This is a genomic window from Bradyrhizobium sp. LB8.2, assembly GCF_040548035.1.
Classification (GTDB): domain Bacteria; phylum Pseudomonadota; class Alphaproteobacteria; order Rhizobiales; family Xanthobacteraceae; genus Bradyrhizobium.
The window spans coordinates 69838-86246 of record NZ_JBEPQV010000037.1; the positions used below are offsets into that span (position 1 = coordinate 69838).

Genomic DNA, 16409 nt, shown 5'->3' on the forward strand with positions numbered 1-16409 from the left:
GTCTACGGGCTTCGCTTCATCGACGAAGCTGCGCCGATAGCGCGTCGCGGTGCCCAGGCGCCGCGATCGCGATCATGCGGCGCGCACGCTCGGCAAGGCCGCAGCCGCGCAGCTCGGCAACGCCCCATTCGGTGATGATGGCATCGACATCGGCGCGGGGGGTCGTCACTGTCTCGACATGGGCGACGATCCGGCTCGTGCCATCCGAAGCCGTCGCCGGCAGCGCGATGATCGCCCTTCCCCGAGGTGAGGCATTGGCGCCGCGCACGAAATCGAGCTGCCCGCCGATCGCACCGATCGCAACGCCATTCAGCGTCTCGGAATTGACGCTGCCATCGAGCCCGACCTGGAGCGCCGAGTTGATCGCGACCAGCCGGTTGATGCGGGCCAGCACGTCCTGGCCGTGTGTGTATGACGTCGGCCGCACCGAAACAGCCTTGTTCTCGTGCACGAAGCGATAGAGCCGCTGCGTCCCGATCACCTGGTTGGTAACCGTGATCCCGGCATCGATACCCTTCTCCGCATTCGTCACCGCACCGCGTTCGATCAGATCGACGACGGCGTCGTTGATCAGGCCGGAATGGATTCCGAGATTGCGTACATGCGAGAGCGAGGAGAGAATTGCGTCCGGAATTCGACCGACGCCGAACTGCAGCGTGCTGCCATCGTCGATCAGCCCCGCCGCATGCGCCGCAATGCGCCGCGAAACATCGTCCAGCGGCAGCGACGCCAGCTCGACTGGCGCACAGCGGGCCGGGACGCGCACATGGATCGTCACGTCCTCAGGCCACTCCGCTCCAAACGTAAAAGGCGCATCCGGGTTGATCTCGGCGATGACCAGGCGCGCACCGCGCGCGGCATCGATGACATAATCGTTGGAGAGGCTGGCGCTGAGCCGCCCCCTGGACCCTGCAAGCTGCACCAGAACGACATCGGCCTTATGGCGGCGCGCGGCGAAATCGGCGCAGAACGCGCTATAGTTGCTCGGAATCAGATCGAGCCGTCCGGCCTTGGCGAGCCGCCGGGCATTGCCGATCACGCCATAGCTCAGGAACGACACGTTGGGCGCGGGGCCTGCGGGAAACGTCTCCGAGAACACGGGTCCGACCATCATGCGAAACGGTGGAAGATGTTCCGCCTGTGCCATCAGCGCTTCTGTCAGCGTGACCGGCTCCGCAGTCGCCTGCCCGCACACGACGAGATCACCCTCACGGACCAGGCCGGAAAAGTCGATCGGCGACGCGGGCTCGAGCATCGCCACCTCAATCCATCGGTTTGAGGCGCGCGGAGGACTCGCCGAGCAGCGTGCGCAATTCCGTCTTCACGATCTTGCCGTCGCTGTTCTTCGGTAGCTCGCCGATGAGATAATAGTGCTTCGGCCGCTTGAAGCGCGCGATCCAGGCATTGCACATCTGGTCGAGCTCGTCCCGCGTGACCGCCCTGCCCGCGACGGGAACGACGACGGCCACCACCTCCTCGCCCCATTCCGGATGGGGACGGTCGATCACAGAGACTTCGGCGACGGCCTCATGCCGCAACAGGACCTCCTCGACCTCGCGCGGATAGATGTTGGTGCCGCCGGAGATGATGACGTCCTTGGAGCGGTCCTTCAGCGTGAGGAAGCCGTCGGTGTCGAAGGCCCCCATATCGCCGGTATAGAGCCAGCCGTCGCGCAGTGTGTTCGCAGTCGCCTCGGGATTTTGCCAGTAGCCCGACATGACAGTATCGCCGCGCACGATGATCTCGCCGACCTCGCCCGGTGCGACGTCGCGGCTTGCCTCATTCACGGTGCGTACCTGTACGACGCCCTGCGCGATGCCAACCGACGCCAGCCGCTCGGCATGACGCGGATGCCCGGCATCAACATGCATCGACTTCGGCAGGTACGTGATGGTCATCGGCGTTTCGCCCTGACCGTAGATCTGCGCAAGCTTTGGTCCGAACACGTCGAGCGCCGCCTTGCAATCGGCGACATACATCGGGCCGCCGCCATAAATGATCGTCTTCAGCCCCGGCGCGGTCGCGCCAGCTGCTTCAGCCGCGACGGTCAGGCGCCGCACCATCGTCGGCGCGGCAAAGAAGGAGATGCCGTCGCGCTTTGCCGTCAGCTCAAGGATCTCGTCCGGCTCGAAGCGGCCACTCTCCGGAATGATCTGTGCGCCCATGCCGAGCACGTGCGGCACCATGTAGAGGCCTGAACCGTGCGACATCGGGGCGGCGTGCAGCAGCGCTTCGCCCGGCACGACCGGATTGATCTCGGCGAGACAGTTCAGCGCCATCGCAAGCAGATTGCGGTGGCTCAACACCGCGCCCTTCGGACGCCCGCTGGTGCCGCTGGTGTAGAAGATCCAGGCGGGATCTGTGCTCACGACATCGGCGACGGCAATGCCGTCAGTCTTTTCGAGACCATGATGCTCGGCCGAACCGATCTCGACGATGCGCGGCCTGGCCGCAACAAGCGCCGACGCTTCGGAGGCAACGCTCGCCATGTCCTCGGTCAGGAAGACGACCGCCGCACCCGAGTTGTCGAGAATGAACGCGACCTCGCGCGGATGCAGCTTTGCGTTGATGGGAACGGCAACCAGCCCGGCATGCCAGCAGGCATACAGACAGGCGACGTAATCGGGCACGTTCTTCATCAGCAGCGCAACGCGATCGCCCTTCGCCAAGCCGAAGCGCTGCTGCAGCGATGCCGCCAGCGACGCCACCGTCGCGGCGAGCCGGCCGTAATCGGCAACCGGCGTCAACCCTTTGAGCAACGCCGGCGCGGACGCATCGGCCTTAGCGGCACGCAGGAGATGATGAGCGAGGTTCATTGGCGGCCCCTGCCGAAACGTCCGCGTGAAAACCTAGTATGACTTGGCCAGTCCAAGCACCTTTTCCGCGATAAAACTGAGCGCGAGCTGCGGGCTGACCGGCGCGATGCGCGGGATCAGAACTTCGCGCAAGTACCGCTCGACGTGGAACTCCTTGGCATAGCCGAAGCCGCCATGGGTCATCACCGCCTGCTCGCAGGCATGGTATCCGGCCTCACCTGCAATGTATTTCGCGGCATTGGCGGCGCCGCCGCAGGGCATGCCCTTGTCGTATTGCCACGCCGCCGACATCACCATCAGCCACGCCGCTTCGAGCTCGACCCAGTTTATGGCCAGCGGATGCTGGATGCCCTGGTTCTTGCCGATAGGCCGGTTGAACACCACGCGGGTCTTGGCGTATTCGGTGGCGCGCGACAGCGCGACCTTGCCGAGGCCGACCGCTTCCGCCGCGATCAGGATGCGCTCGGGGTTCATGCCTTCGAGGATGTACTGGAAGCCTTTGCCTTCTTCGCCGATGCGGTCTTCCATCGGGATCTCGAAGTCCTCGAAGAACAGCTCGTTGGAATCGATGATCTTGCGGCCCATCTTCTCGATCTCGTGGACCTTGATCTTGTTGCGATCGAAGTCCGTATAGAACAGGCTGAGACCATGCGTCGGCGAGCGCACTTCCTCCAGCGGCGTGGTGCGCGCCAGCAGCAGGATCTTGTGCGCGACCTGCGCGGTCGAGATCCACACCTTCTGGCCATTGACGATGTAGCGGTCGTTCTTGGCGACGGCGCGGGTCTTGAGCTGCGTGGTGTTGAGGCCGGTGTTGGGCTCGGTGACGGCGAAGCACGCCTTCTCGCGGCCCTCGACCATCGGCGGCAGCATGCGCTTGCGCTGCTCCTCGGTGCCGAACACGACGACGGGATTGAGGCCGAAGACGTTGATGTGCACCGCGGATGCGCCGGACATCCCTGCGCCGGATTCCGCGATCGCGCGCATCATGATCGCGGCTTCGGTGATGCCGAGCCCGGAGCCGCCATAGGCTTCCGGCACGCAGATGCCGAGCCAGCCGGCGTCGGCCAGCGCCTTGTGGAAGTCGTGCGGAAAGCCGCCGTCATGGTCTTTCTTCAGCCAGTACGCATCGGGAAAGCCTTCGCAGATCTTTGCGATGGCGTCGCGGATGGCCTCTTGCTGATCGGTGAGCGCGAAATCCATGTTGGTCTCCTTGTGGAGGCTCGTTAGTTCTAGCGCCCCATCTGCGAGGGCAGCCAGAGGATGATAGACGGAAACGCCACCAGGATCGCAATGACAATCAGGTGCGCAATGAAATGCGGGAAGGTACCGTGGAACACCTCCGCGACCGGCCGCTTGGCATAGCGGGCGACGATGAAACAGTTGAGCCCGACCGGGGGCGTGATCATGCCGACCTCGGCGGTGACGATCTTGATGACGCCGAACCAGATCGGATCGAAGCCGAGCGTCTTGATCAGCGGCAGCACGATCGGCACGGTCAGCACCAGGATCGCGATCTGGTCCATGAAGGATCCGAGCACGATGTAGCCGCACAGGATCAGCGTGATGATGACCCAGCGCGAGGCCGGCAGCGAGCCGACCCAGGCGACAAGATCCTGGGTCACGTGGGTGAGCGTGAAGAAGTAGCCGAAGATCGACGCACCGACCAGGATCATGATGATCATGCAGGTGCCATGGCAGGCACGCAGCAGCGTCGCGTAAAGCGACGACGGCGTGATCTTGCCCTTGACGATCGCGAGCAGGAAGGCGCCGAACGCACCGAACGCGGAGGCCTCCGTCGGCGTGGCGACGCCGAGATAGATCGTGCCCGTGACGATCGAGAACAGCACCACCATTGGCGAGACCTGCCACAGCAGCGCGAATTTTTCGCGCCACGGCACCGACTTGGCGGGCGGCGCGCGCGATGGATCCTGCCAGACCAGGAAGTAGATCGTGGCCATGATGGTAATGGTGACGAGGATCGCGGGGATGATGCCGCTGACGAGCAGCTTGCCGATATTTACCTCGGCAAGGAGACCGAAGATGACGAGTGCGACGCTGGTCGGCAGCAGCATCGACAGCGTGCCTGATATCGCGACCACGCCTGCGGCCATCTTCGGCTCATAGCCCTGGCGGATCATCGCCGGCAGGCTGGTCGAGGACAGGGTTGCGGCCGAGGCCGTCGATGTGCCGCAGATAGCGCCAAAACCGGCGCCGGCCAACGCGGTGGCCATGCCGAGCCCGCCGGGGATGCGGCCGACCCAGGCCGAGGCCGTTTTGAATAAATCGTCCGCGACACCCGACAGCAGCACGAGGTCCGCCATCAGCAGGAACATCGGGATGGTGATCAGCTCGTAGGAGGAGACGGTCGAGAGCGGCGCGGTTTGCAAAATGCCGAACAGTGTGCTCCAGCCGCCGACCATCACGAGGCCGACCGAACCGGAAAAGGCCATCGCGAAGCCGACGGGCGTGCCGAGTGCGAGCAGGCCGAACAGCAGGGCGAGAACGATGAAGGGTGTCATGAATGCCTGCCGTTACTCAAAGGATCGTGCTTCGCCAACGCCGGTCACCGGCGGCAGCGGATAGAGGTCACGGCCGCTGACGAGGCTCAGCAGATTGCCGACGAGCTGGAGCAGCAATCGCAGCACCAGCACGCCGCAGCCGAGCGGCACCAGCGCCGCCGAGATCCAGGTCGGCCAGGCAATCGCGCCAGCCAGCACGTCATGCTGCTCGTAATTTTCCACCGCACGCTCGAGGCCGACCTTGCAGATCAGGACGAAGACGAACAGGCCCACAAGCGCGGTGATGATCTCCGAGAGCCGCCGTCCCGCCGGCGAGAAGCGCGACAGCAGGATATCGACGCCGACATGGGCGTGCTCGCGCAGAGCGTCCGAGACCGTGAAGAAGAACACGCCGGCGAGCAGATAAAGCCCGATCAGATCATAGGTGAAGGAGAACGGACGGTTCAGCGCGTAGCGCATGAACACGTCGGTAACGACAAGCAGCATGATCACGAACAGGAACACCACCGCGATCACCGTCAGCGCGCGTTCCAGCACGCCGAGCACATATCCCCCCCGCTTGATCACCTCTCGCGTCTCCTTCTTCCCTGTCGGATGACTTCGCGCCTTACTTCGCGCCTTATTTGGCGCCGCCGGCGGCGAGCAGGCCTTCAAACTCCTTCAGCGCGGCGGACGCCTGCTTGCCACGGCTGTCGAGCCCAGCCGCCCATTCCTGGCCGACGCCCTTCAGCTTGTCCTTCATCTCGGTGCGCGTCGCCTCCGGCAGCGGCTCGAAGCTGACGCCCTGGTCCTGAAGGTGCTTCTTGGTCGTCTCCGTTTCCTTGTCGACCTGGGCGCAGGCCATAGGCTCGATCGCCTCCGACGCGTCGTTCATCGCCTTCTTCACGTCGTCCGGAAGCTTGTCCCAAACCGACTGATTGATCGAATAGGCGACGATGAAGCTGCCGAAGCTGACGCCTTCCGTTGCGTGCTTGACCAGCTTGTCGAGCCCATAGGCAACGACGCTCTCCATCGGGAACAGCAGGCCGTCCATTGTGCCGCGCGACAGCGATTCATAGGCATCGGGTGCAGCCATGCGCACTGGCACCGCGCCGAGCGCGCGCAAGGTCAGGTCTTGCGCGCCGCCGGTGGTACGCAGCTTCAGGCCACTCATGTCCTTGGTCGTGTCGACCTTTTGCTTGGCGGTCCACACCTGGTAGGGCGGCAGCACCACCTCGAACAGCAGCTTGATCTTGTTGGGCGCGTATTCCTGCTTGGCCAAAACGCCTTCGCGCGCGGTCTTCCAGTAGGCGAGCGTACCCTGGCAGGCGGTTTCGAACGCGCCTGGCAATTGTGCAACTTCCGATAGCGGCATCTTGTCGGAGACATAAGACGGCCCGATGTAGCCGATGTCGACCACGCCCGACTGGGTGAGCCGCAGCATGTCCGCGGCCTTGCCGATCTGCTGGTTCGGATAATAGGTGAAGGTCACCGCGCCATTGGTGCGCTTGGTGACGTCGTCCATCCACGGCTTGAGCATCAGGCGGACGAGATAGTGCCCCGCGGGGAAGGAGTCGGCGACCTTCAGCTCCAGCGCCTGCGCCTGTCGCGTCGAGACCGGCAGCGAGAGCGCGAGCGCTGCGGCAGCCCAGGGCAAAATCTTCTTCATCTCGTTCTCCTTGACGCGTCCCCATGCCGGCGGCGGCAGCATCTCGCTGCCGACCACTTGGCCCCGCTCCAGTTCTTGCTTGAGATAAAAATACATATAGGTGAATTTATATGTCAAGCGTATGAATAGTGCAATGCGCCCAGCTCAGAGTTCTCCGGATTGACCCCGGAGATTTATGAATTCTAACTCCACGTATATGAATGTAATGAACGAGGCCCTATGGGACCGCTCGCCGGCTTCACTATTCTCGACCTGACTTCCGTGCTGATGGGCCCCTATGGCACCCAAGTGCTGGCGGACATGGGCGCTGAAATCATCAAGGTCGAGAGCCCCGGGGGCGACATCGTTCGCCAGATCGGTCCCGGCCGCACACCCGGCATGGGCGGGATGTTTCTCAACGCCAACCGCGGCAAGCGCAGCATCGTCCTCGACCTCAAGAAGAAGGAAGGGCGCGCCACACTGCTGCGACTGGCGAAGCGTGCCAACGCGCTGGTCTATAATGTGCGCCCGCAGGCGATGACGCGGCTCGGCCTCGACTACGAGACGCTTCGCGAGATCAACCCTTCCCTCGTCTATGTCGGCGCGTTCGGCTACGGCCAGTCCGGCCCCTATGCCGCCAAGCCCGCCTATGACGATCTCATTCAGGGCGCGGCCACCATTCCGACACTTCTCGCGGCCGCCGGCGACGGCACGCCGCGTTACGTTCCCGACACCATCGCCGACCGCATCGTCGGACTGATGATGGTCAATGCCATCATGGGCGGACTGATGCACCAGCAGCGCACCGGCATCGGCCAACGCATCGACGTGCCGACGTTCGAGTCCATGACGGAGTTCGTGCTGGTCGATCATCTGGGCGGACTGACCTACGATCCGCCGCTCGACCACGGCGGCTACGCCCGCCTGCTCTCGCGCTATCGAAAACCCTACAAGACCAGCGACGGCTATCTCTGCGTCCTCATCTACAACGACAAGCACTGGCGCACCTTCTTCGAGGCGATCGGGCAACCGCATTTCCTCGATCAGCCGCGTTTTGCCAACCACGCTGCGCGCACGAATCATATTGACGATATCTACGAGGAGATCGGCCACATCTTCGTCACGCGCACCACCGCGGAATGGCGCGAGCTGCTGGAGCGCGCCGACATTCCGGTGATGCCGATGCACACGCTGGAGACGATTTTGGACGATCCGCATCTCAATGCGATCGACTTCTTCCAGACTGTAGATCACCCCGTGGAAGGCCGCATCCGCCAGATGCGCGTGCCCTCGACCTGGAGCGTGACCCAGCCCGAGCCCGCCGGCCCCGCGCCGACACTCGGCCAGCACGGCCGCGACATCCTGGCCGAGGCCGGCTTCTCGGTGGACGAGATCGAGCAGCTTGCAGAGCAAGAAGCAGTTCACCTGGCGGCGCCGCCGTAAGCAGCGGGCGCCGGCAAAAATCGAGACACAGGGAGGAAACCACGATGGCCGGACTTTATTTCGAAGATTTTTCCGTGGGCCAGGAGTTCAGGCATCCCCTGAGCCGGACCGTCACGGAGATGGACAACACCATGTTCAGCCTGCTGACGCTCAACCCGCAGCCGCTGCACATCGACGCGCATTTTTCGGCCCAGACCGAGTTCGGCCAGCGCATTTTCAACAGCCTTTACACCCTCGGCATCATGATCGGCATGACGGTCTATGATACGACCATGGGCACCACCGTCGCCAATCTCGGCATGACCGACGTCACTTTTCCAAAGCCGGTCTTCCATGGCGACACTTTGCGGGCGACGACAAAGGTGCTTTCGTTGAGGGAATCCAAATCGCGCCCCAAGGCGGGCATCGTCGAGTTCGAGCACCACGCGCTCAACCAGAACGACGAGATCGTCGGCAAATGCCGCCGCATGGCGATGATGCACAAGAGGCCGGTCTGATGCGTTCGATGCTGTTCGTGCCGGGCGACTCCCCGCGAAAATTCGAGAAGGCCAGCGAAGGCAACGCCGACGCGTTGATCATCGATCTCGAGGACTCTGTCGTCACCGACAAGAAGCCGGAAGCGCGCGGGTTGACGCTGGCGATGCTGAAGGGCTCTCGCGGCCCCCATCAGCTCTATGTCCGCGTCAACGCGCTCGACACCGGCATGACGCTCGCTGACCTCGCCGCGGTGATGCCAGGCAAGCCCGACGGCATCGTGCTGCCGAAATCGCAAGGCGGCGACGACGTGCGCCAGGTCGCAACCTGGCTCGAAGCCTTGGAGGCTGCGGCCGGCATCGCGGTCGGCACGACGCGCATCGTCTGCGTCGCGACCGAAACCGCCGGCTCGATCTTCGGGCTGGGCAGCTACAAGGGCTGCTCCGCGCGCCTTGCCGGCTTGATGTGGGGCGCGGAAGATCTCTCCGCTTCGCTCGGCGCTACTGAAAAGGCGTCAGGTGGCGTGTTCCACAGCCCTTATCGTCTGGCACGCGATCTCTGTCTGATGGCGGCGGCGGCGGCCGAAGTCGCGCCGATCGACACCGTCTATACCGACATCGACAATCTGGCAGGACTCGAGCAGGAAACGCGCGCCGCGCGGCGCGACGGTTTTTCGGCGAAGGCGCTGATCCATCCAAAGCATGTCGACGTCGTCAACGCGGCGTTCGAGCCGACCGAGCCCGAGCGTAATTGGGCAGAGAAGGTGATCGCGGCATTCGCGAACAATCCGAACTCCGGTACTCTGCGTCTCGACGGCCAGATGATCGACAAGCCGCATCTTCGCGCCGCGAAGAAAATCCTCGGCCAGCCCTAGATCAGGATGCAAGCCTCACCATGATCGTCCGCCAAGCCGCAAACGTCCTGGAGATCATGGAGTTCTTCGCGCAAACGAGGAAGCCGGCGACGCTTGCCGAGATCGCCGACCATTTCGGCTGGCCGCGCTCGTCGACTTTCAACCTGCTCGCGACGCTGTCGGAGAAAGGCTATCTCTACGAACCGCGGCCGCGGGCCGGCTTCTACCCGACGCCGCGCTGGCTGGCGATGGCGCGGATGATCTCCGAGGTCGAGCCGCTGCCGCCGTGGACACACACGCTGATCGCCGACCTCTCGGCCGAGACCGGCGAGACCGCCTCCATCGTGGCGCCGGCTGGCGTGATGGCCGTGTTCATCGACGTCGTCGAGTCCCAGGCCGCGATCCGCTATTTCGCGACCATCGGCCACCGCGTGCCGATTCACGCCACCGCCAGCGGCCGCGCCCTGCTTCTGCAGTATTCGCCGGAGGAGCGCGACTCCGTCTATCGCAAGATAGAATTCAAGCAATACGGTCCGTCAACGCCGATCAGCATAGACGCCGTCGAGACCGAGCTGCGCAATTCGATCGCGCGCGGCTATTGCCAGAGCTTCGCCGACTATAGCCGCGACCTCGCGGGCGCCGCGATCCCGCTGCCGATCGGCGATCGCAGACTCTCGGTTGTCGTCGCTGGCCCTGAGTTCCGGATCGGGCCGAAGGTCGGGGAAGTCGCGGCGCTGATCGCGCAGACCGTCGATCGGCTGCGGCCGAAGGCGGCGGCGTAAGCTGACCTCAGTCGAATCCTTGAACCGGCGGCGTCGTGGTCTGCGCGGGCACCACAGGAGCAGCTTGAACAGGCTGCACCGCAGGCGCGGCTTGAACCGGCGGATTGCTGGCAGCTCTCATCTGGCCATTGGCATCCATCGACTCGCGTGTGCGCGGCGGACCCCCGGTCGCCGCCGCGCGACGCGGCAGTTGCCGATGTCTCGCCGAGCGTGAACCTCTCACGCCCCAGGACCGGGCGATTGCAGGTCCGGCGGTATAACCGACCACCGCGCCCGCGACGGCACCGATCGGACCCAGCACGACGGCGCCTGACACGGCTCCCAACGCCGCAGCACCAGCGCGCTCCTGCGCGGCGGCGCTTGCAGGCACGCTAGCCAGCATCACGATGGCAGTGATCAGAGCTTTGTTCATCGGAGCGTCTCCCTCGCGGGCGTGACTCATACTTAAATATGGCTGCACGAGGTTTGTTCGTTGCCCAACACAGGGCAATCGCCGATGGAACTCCGGCAATTCAAAGGCCTCTGCCTTCAGATTGTGGTCGCAGCGGAGGGCAGATCGGCAACTACGGCGCGACCTTGTCGCTGGTAAATCCGTTGCCGTCGAGCGCGCGGCGCACCGTGCCATCCGACTTGGCCTCATCCAGGAAATACGCGGCCCAGGCCTTCGCCACCGCCTTGCCCTTGGGCACGACCACGACCACGCCGGTCGACTGGATCACCTCGTCCAGCACCTTCGTTCCCGGCAGCTTACGCGAGAGGTCTTCCAACGCCCCCATACCCATCGCGAGGGCATCCAGCTCCCCCTTGCCGATTAATTCGGCCGCCTGTTCCGGCTTCACGAACTTCGTCAGCTTCGCCTGCTTCAGCGACTTCTCGACCGTCCGCGACGTCGAGGTCCCCTCGATGCAACCGACCCGCATTCCCGCACGATCAACATCCGCAACGGCGCGGATGTCCGAACCGGCGCGAATGAGATAGCCGCTCATATAGGCGACGTAAGCTGGGCCCTGGTCCACGAACTGCTCGCGCTTGACGTCGGCCGGCATGAAGGAGAGATCCCAGACGTCCTTGCTGCTGGCGGCGGCGATCTCGTCGGAGCTCTGGTATTCGACCAGATGCAGAGGAACGTGCAACTTGTCGGCGGCAGCCTTGGCGAGTTCTACGGTGACGCCGCGCGGCTTTCCGTCTGCGGGATCACGCGTCGTCCAGAACGCCGACGCGGCGGGGCCGACGGCCACCGCCACGCGCAAAGCTCCCGTCGGCGCGATGTCGCTCGCGTCTTCAGCATTCCCCGTTACAGCGCCGGTGACAGCGAAGGCCAACCCCAACATGACGACTACGGCATAACGCAACATATTGCACTCCCGACCCGGGCTGGATCAGTCAGGCGATCTTGATCGACATGTCCGGCAAGCCATCGAGCTTGCACAGCAGCACGTCGCCCTTCACCACGGGGCCGACATTCTCCGGCGTGCCGGAATAGATGATGTCGCCGGCCTTGAGCTCGAACGCTTCCGAGAGCTTTGCGATCTGCTCGGCGACACTCCAGATCATCTTGCTGAGATCCGAGCTCTGCTTCACCGTCCCGTTGATCGCCAGTGAAATGGCGCCCTTCTCGAAATGCCCGGTCTTGCTGGCCGGATGGATCGGGCCGATCACCGCAGCGTGGTCAAAGCTCTTGCCGATCTCCCAGGGCTTCTTCTCCGCGGCCATGCCGTTCTGGAGATCGCGCCGGGTCATGTCGAGGCCGAGCGCGTAGCCATAGACATGATCGAGCGCCTTCTCGGCCGGAATGTTGCTGCCGCCGGATTTCAGCGCAGCGACCAGCTCGACTTCGTGATGATAGTTCTTGGTCAGCGACGGATAGGGATGATCCGCGACCTCGCCGATCGCGACGTTCTGGATCGCGTCGGTCGGTTTCTGGAAGAAGAACGGCGGTTCGCGGCTCGGATCCGAACCCCGCTCGATCGCGTGCGCCGCATAGTTACGCCCGATGCAGTAGATGCGGCGGACCTGGAACACGCTGGTCTCGCCGATGATCGGGATGGTGACCATCGGCACCGGAAAGATCGGCCTTTGCCCGGCCTGCGCCGCAGCCGGCGCAACTTCCGCGATTGAAGCAGCACTTGCCGCCGCGGCAATTGCGAGCAGCTCTCGTCGCGTTGCTGAGATCTCTTTCATGTTTTGTGCTCCCTTTTTATGTTCGTTGGGCGCATCATGCGCGCCGGCCCACCTGATAATCAATATTCAGTATGCCAGCAACACTGGACTGGCACGTCCTCTAATTGACGAGAACAGGTCGCGTGCGGCGGCGGGGCCTCACCCAGCCGTCCACACCGGCGGCCAGGTGGTGCGGCGCGAGCAGTTGGTCTGGATGACCGGCGAGCAATCCGCCGCCCACTAGGAGCGCCTCTATCGCGATTACGCCATTGATACGCTGGAGCGTGCAAACCTGCGCTGGCGCATCGGTCGGGAAGCCGCGGATCGCGTCCGCTCCTGCGGCTGCGCCCGCCCCCTTCAACAGCGTGCGCCGGCTCAGCTTTTTTGTCGATTTGTCGTTCGCCCCCGCCGGATTGGCAGCGGATGTCACTTCGTCCCCGTCAAGCATGGCAACCCTCGTTGGCTACAATGACTGCTGCGCACCGATCGCCATTGACCGGCTGCGGATCTGATCAATTGCGGGCGAGGCTATGGGCGGGATGTTGCGAAGTAAAATTGGAAGTAAAAATTCGCCGCATAAAAGCGGTTAATGGCTCGCCCAGCATAAGAAGGCGTCAGGACGTGTATACAAGGCCGGCAATGGAGCGACACAGCCGCCTGCGCATCGCGCGCGTGATCGGCGCCGCATTGCTCGTCGCTGCGATAAGTCGCGCGGCAAGTGCAAGCGAGCCTGTGATCGCACCGTCGCGCATGACGGTGATCGACATCATCGACGCGCGCTTTCAATCCTACAATGTCGAGATGGTCGAGGTGACCGGCGGTCGCTTTTGGAGACCTTATGCGCAACATCAGATGCAGCGTGATGGCTACAGCGACAGGCCGCCAATCGATCTTGCCAACCGGCGTCTCCGCAAGCTCGCCGCCGCCTTGGCGCCGGCCTATCTGCGCGTGAGCGGCACCTGGGCGAATGCAACCTATTTCGCGGACGGCGACGACGCGCCGGCGGCACCGCCTGCCGGCTTCAACACCGTGCTCAGCCGCGCGCCATGGCGTGGCGTTATCGACTTCGCCCGCGCGGTTGATGCGCAGATTGTCACCTCCTTTGCGATCAGTCCGGGCAGCCGCGATGCGGATGGCGCGTGGAAGACCGATCAGGCGGAGCACCTGATCGACACGACGCGTTCGCTGGGCGGCCACATCGCGGCGGTGGAATTCATGAACGAACCAAACCTCGCCGCGACGAACGGCGCGCCGCCTCGATATGATGCGAAGGCTTATGGCCGCGACTTCAGGATTTTTCGCGAATGGATGCAACGGGCGGCGCCCGAGACGCTGATCGTCGGTCCGGGTTCAATCGGCGATGCACCGTCGCCATCCGGGTCCGGCATCGCCACGCGCGACCTGCTCGCCGCATCCGGCCCCGGTCTCGATCGCTTCTCCTATCATCACTACAACGCGCTGTCGCCGCGCTGCGGCGGCAGTGACGATCCGGCGCAGGCGCTTTCGGAGCAATGGCTGGCGCGCACCGACGCGAGTCTCGCGATCTACAGCGCGCTGCGCGACATATTCGAGCCGGGCAAACCGATCTGGCTGACGGAGACCGCGGATGCAGCCTGCGGAGGCAATCGCTGGGACAAGACTTTTCGCGACGCATTCCGCTATCTCGACCAGCTCGGACGGCTGGCAAGAGCTGGCGTCCAGGTCGTGATGCACAACACGCTGGCCGCCAGCGACTACGGCCTGCTCGACGAAGGGACGTTCCGTCCGCGGCCGAACTACTGGGCTGCGCTGCTCTGGCACCGGCTGATGGGAACGGTCGTACTCGACACGAGCTCCGTCGCCGCGCCAGATCTCCATCTCTATGCGCATTGCCATCCGGCCATGCGGGGCGCGGTGTCCGTGCTCGCGATCAACGCGTCGCGGCATGCATCATCCACCCTGACGCTGTCACATCCCGCCGAGCGTTACACGTTGCATGCGAAGCGGCTGCAAGACGCGACCGTGCAGCTGAACGGCAAGTCGCTCGCGCTGAATGCCGATGACGAGCTACCCCGGCTTGAGCCGCGCGCAGCATCGGCGGGCACGATCCGGTTTGCGCCAGCGACCATCACCTTCCTGGTATTTCCAGCAGTCGCGAATCCTGCCTGCCGTTAGCCGCCCTCAGGATCTCAGCGAGCTCCGCGCGGTCTCCGGCGCCATCAGCGTTGCGATGATCGTGATGATCGAGAGCCCGATGATGTAGACCGACACCGCCCAGTACGAGCCGGCCCATGCAAGCAGTGCCGTCGCAATCAGCGGCGAGAAGCCGCCACTGAGCGCGGCCGCGACGTTGGCGCCCAGCGACGCACCGCTGTAGCGCACCTGGGTGCGGAACAGCTCCGGCATGAAGGCGGCCTTCGGCCCGAACAGCAGCGCATGCGTCAGGGTCATCGTGACGACGAGCGCGAGCGTGATCAGCGCCGGCTCCCTGGTGTCGAGGAACCAGAACAACGGAAACGCCAGCGCCACCGTGAACACGCCGCCGGCGAGATACAGTGCCTTGCGGCCGAAGATGTCGGACAGCCAGCCGGCGAGCGGCAGCGTCGCGAGCTCGACCAGCGCGGCATAGACCACCGCGTCCAGGATCACCTGCCGCGGCAGGCCGAGCTGCGTCGTGGCATAGACCACGGTGAAGACGGTGAGGAGATAAGCGAGCCCGACTTCAGAGACGGTGATGCCGATCGCGAGCAGGAAACTGCGCCAGTCGCGGCGCAGAACTTCCATCACCGGCTGTGCCAGCACCTCCTTGCGCTCGACCACCTCCTTGAAGTGCGGCGTCTCCGCGAGTTTCAGCCGCACGATGAAGCCGACCCCGACGAGCAGGATGCTGATCAGGAACGGCACGCGCCACCCCCAACTGAGGAAATCGGCTTCGGGCAGTTTCGTCATCAGACCAAAAATGCCGGTGGAGGCGGCGACGCCGACGGGAAAACCGATCTGCACCAGACTGCCATAGAAACCGCGGCGATTGCCGGCGTGCTCGGCCACCATGACCACCGCGCCGCTCCACTCGCCACCGAGCCCGATGCCCTGGATGAAGCGCAAGATGACAAGGAAGATCGGCGCCCAGACGCCGATCTGGCTGTAGGTCGGCAGGCAGCCGATCAGGAACGTGCCGAGCCCCATCGCGATCATGGTCGCGACCAGCATCTTCTTGCGGCCGAGCCGGTCGCCATAATGCCCGATGATCGCGCCGCCGATCGGCCGCGCCACAAAGCCGACCGCATAGGTCGAGAACGCCGCCAGCGTGCCGACGAAGGGATCGAAGCTCGGGAAGAACAACTTGTTGAACACGAGGGCGGCGGCCGTGCCGTAGATCAGGAAGTCGTACCACTCGATCGCGGTGCCGAGCGCGCTCGCCCACACCACATGCGCCGTCGTCGATTTCTCCGCCGCCGCGGAGACCCCCGATGCTGCCGTCATGCCATGCGCCCCAAAATTCCCGGGCGGCATCATGGCCAATCATAATGGCGGTTGCAACCTGCGGGCGTGGCGGCTTTCCCGGGATGACGGTGCGAAATTTTGCGCGTCGCTGCTTCAACACCCGTCATTGCGAGGCGCCCTTGCGACGAAGCTATGCAGAGTGCCCCCGCGGAAGGATTCTGGATTGCTCACATGGGGATTTGGTGTGTCAAGGCGGATGTTCAGCTTTTTGTTTGATTGCTGCCAGCTTTTCGTCCCGACCGCTGGGTCTTT

15 protein-coding genes and 1 pseudogene are annotated in these 16409 nt (G+C 64.0%); 5 read left to right on the plus strand and 11 right to left on the minus strand.

What is annotated here, in order from left to right; all coding sequences use genetic code 11:
* Positions 1-16 precede the first annotated feature (16 nt).
* From ABIB06_RS33160 to ABIB06_RS33185, 6 genes are read right to left on the minus strand one after another with little or no spacing between them, the layout of a single operon-like run.
* Positions 17-1255, minus strand: coding sequence for an acetyl-CoA hydrolase/transferase family protein (locus ABIB06_RS33160; RefSeq protein WP_354051917.1), 1239 nt, complete (start codon positions 1253-1255; stop codon positions 17-19).
* Between the two features lie 7 nt (positions 1256-1262).
* Entirely contained in the window at positions 1263-2816 is a 1554-nt protein-coding gene (locus ABIB06_RS33165) for a class I adenylate-forming enzyme family protein (protein WP_354051915.1), read from the minus strand.
* A 33-nt stretch (positions 2817-2849) separates the two neighbouring features.
* Positions 2850-4016: an acyl-CoA dehydrogenase family protein gene (locus ABIB06_RS33170; RefSeq protein WP_354051913.1), complete on the minus strand. Its 1167-nt coding sequence runs from the start codon at positions 4014-4016 to the stop codon at positions 2850-2852.
* Positions 4017-4045: 29 nt separating this feature from the next.
* Positions 4046-5335: a TRAP transporter large permease gene (locus ABIB06_RS33175; protein ID WP_247350811.1), complete on the minus strand. Its 1290-nt coding sequence runs from the start codon at positions 5333-5335 to the stop codon at positions 4046-4048.
* A gap of 12 nt (positions 5336-5347) precedes the next feature.
* Positions 5348-5902, minus strand: a complete 555-nt coding sequence (locus ABIB06_RS33180) for a TRAP transporter small permease (protein WP_354051911.1) — start codon at positions 5900-5902, stop codon at positions 5348-5350.
* A gap of 52 nt (positions 5903-5954) precedes the next feature.
* On the minus strand, positions 5955-6983 hold the full coding sequence (locus tag ABIB06_RS33185) for a TRAP transporter substrate-binding protein (protein WP_354051999.1): 1029 nt from the start codon (positions 6981-6983) through the stop codon (positions 5955-5957).
* Between the two features lie 219 nt (positions 6984-7202).
* Here ABIB06_RS33185 and ABIB06_RS33190 point away from each other — a divergent pair, with 219 nt between their 5' ends.
* The 4 genes and pseudogenes from ABIB06_RS33190 to ABIB06_RS33205 all read left to right on the plus strand — a co-directional run bounded on the left by ABIB06_RS33190 (position 7203) and on the right by ABIB06_RS33205 (position 10514).
* The gene (locus ABIB06_RS33190) at positions 7203-8405 is read left to right on the plus strand and encodes a CaiB/BaiF CoA transferase family protein (RefSeq protein WP_354069863.1); all 1203 of its coding nucleotides are present in this window, start codon (positions 7203-7205) and stop codon (positions 8403-8405) included.
* A gap of 29 nt (positions 8406-8434) precedes the next feature.
* A pseudogene (locus tag ABIB06_RS33195) lies at positions 8435-8902 on the plus strand (MaoC family dehydratase); the annotation flags it as partial.
* Positions 8902-9753: an HpcH/HpaI aldolase/citrate lyase family protein gene (locus tag ABIB06_RS33200; RefSeq protein WP_354051908.1), complete on the plus strand. Its 852-nt coding sequence runs from the start codon at positions 8902-8904 to the stop codon at positions 9751-9753. The pseudogene ABIB06_RS33195 and the gene ABIB06_RS33200, both read left to right, overlap by 1 nt.
* Positions 9754-9773: 20 nt before the next feature.
* Positions 9774-10514, plus strand: coding sequence for an IclR family transcriptional regulator (locus ABIB06_RS33205; protein ID WP_354069861.1), 741 nt, complete (start codon positions 9774-9776; stop codon positions 10512-10514).
* A gap of 7 nt (positions 10515-10521) precedes the next feature.
* On the opposite strand, the gene ABIB06_RS33210 is transcribed toward ABIB06_RS33205, so the two are convergent.
* The 4 genes from ABIB06_RS33210 to ABIB06_RS33225 form a co-directional block, all read right to left on the minus strand.
* Complete coding sequence (locus ABIB06_RS33210) at positions 10522-10926, minus strand: hypothetical protein (protein WP_354051905.1); 405 nt, start codon at positions 10924-10926, stop codon at positions 10522-10524.
* 151 nt (positions 10927-11077) lie between these two features.
* Positions 11078-11869, minus strand: a complete 792-nt coding sequence (locus ABIB06_RS33215; RefSeq protein WP_354069859.1) for a transporter substrate-binding domain-containing protein — start codon at positions 11867-11869, stop codon at positions 11078-11080.
* 28 nt (positions 11870-11897) lie between these two features.
* Positions 11898-12695, minus strand: coding sequence for a fumarylacetoacetate hydrolase family protein (locus ABIB06_RS33220; RefSeq protein ID WP_354051903.1), 798 nt, complete (start codon positions 12693-12695; stop codon positions 11898-11900).
* Between the two features lie 100 nt (positions 12696-12795).
* The gene (locus ABIB06_RS33225; RefSeq protein ID WP_354051901.1) at positions 12796-13122 is read right to left on the minus strand and encodes a hypothetical protein; all 327 of its coding nucleotides are present in this window, start codon (positions 13120-13122) and stop codon (positions 12796-12798) included.
* Positions 13123-13313: 191 nt separating this feature from the next.
* Here ABIB06_RS33225 and ABIB06_RS33230 point away from each other — a divergent pair, with 191 nt between their 5' ends.
* Positions 13314-14828 (plus strand): glycosyl hydrolase family 79 N-terminal domain-containing protein, encoded by a 1515-nt coding sequence (locus tag ABIB06_RS33230; protein WP_354051900.1) that lies wholly within the window; start codon positions 13314-13316, stop codon positions 14826-14828.
* A gap of 6 nt (positions 14829-14834) precedes the next feature.
* Here the strand turns inward: ABIB06_RS33230 and ABIB06_RS33235 are convergent, their stop codons facing one another.
* Positions 14835-16136, minus strand: coding sequence for an MFS transporter (locus ABIB06_RS33235; protein ID WP_354069857.1), 1302 nt, complete (start codon positions 16134-16136; stop codon positions 14835-14837).
* Between the last annotated feature and the right edge of the window lie 273 nt (positions 16137-16409).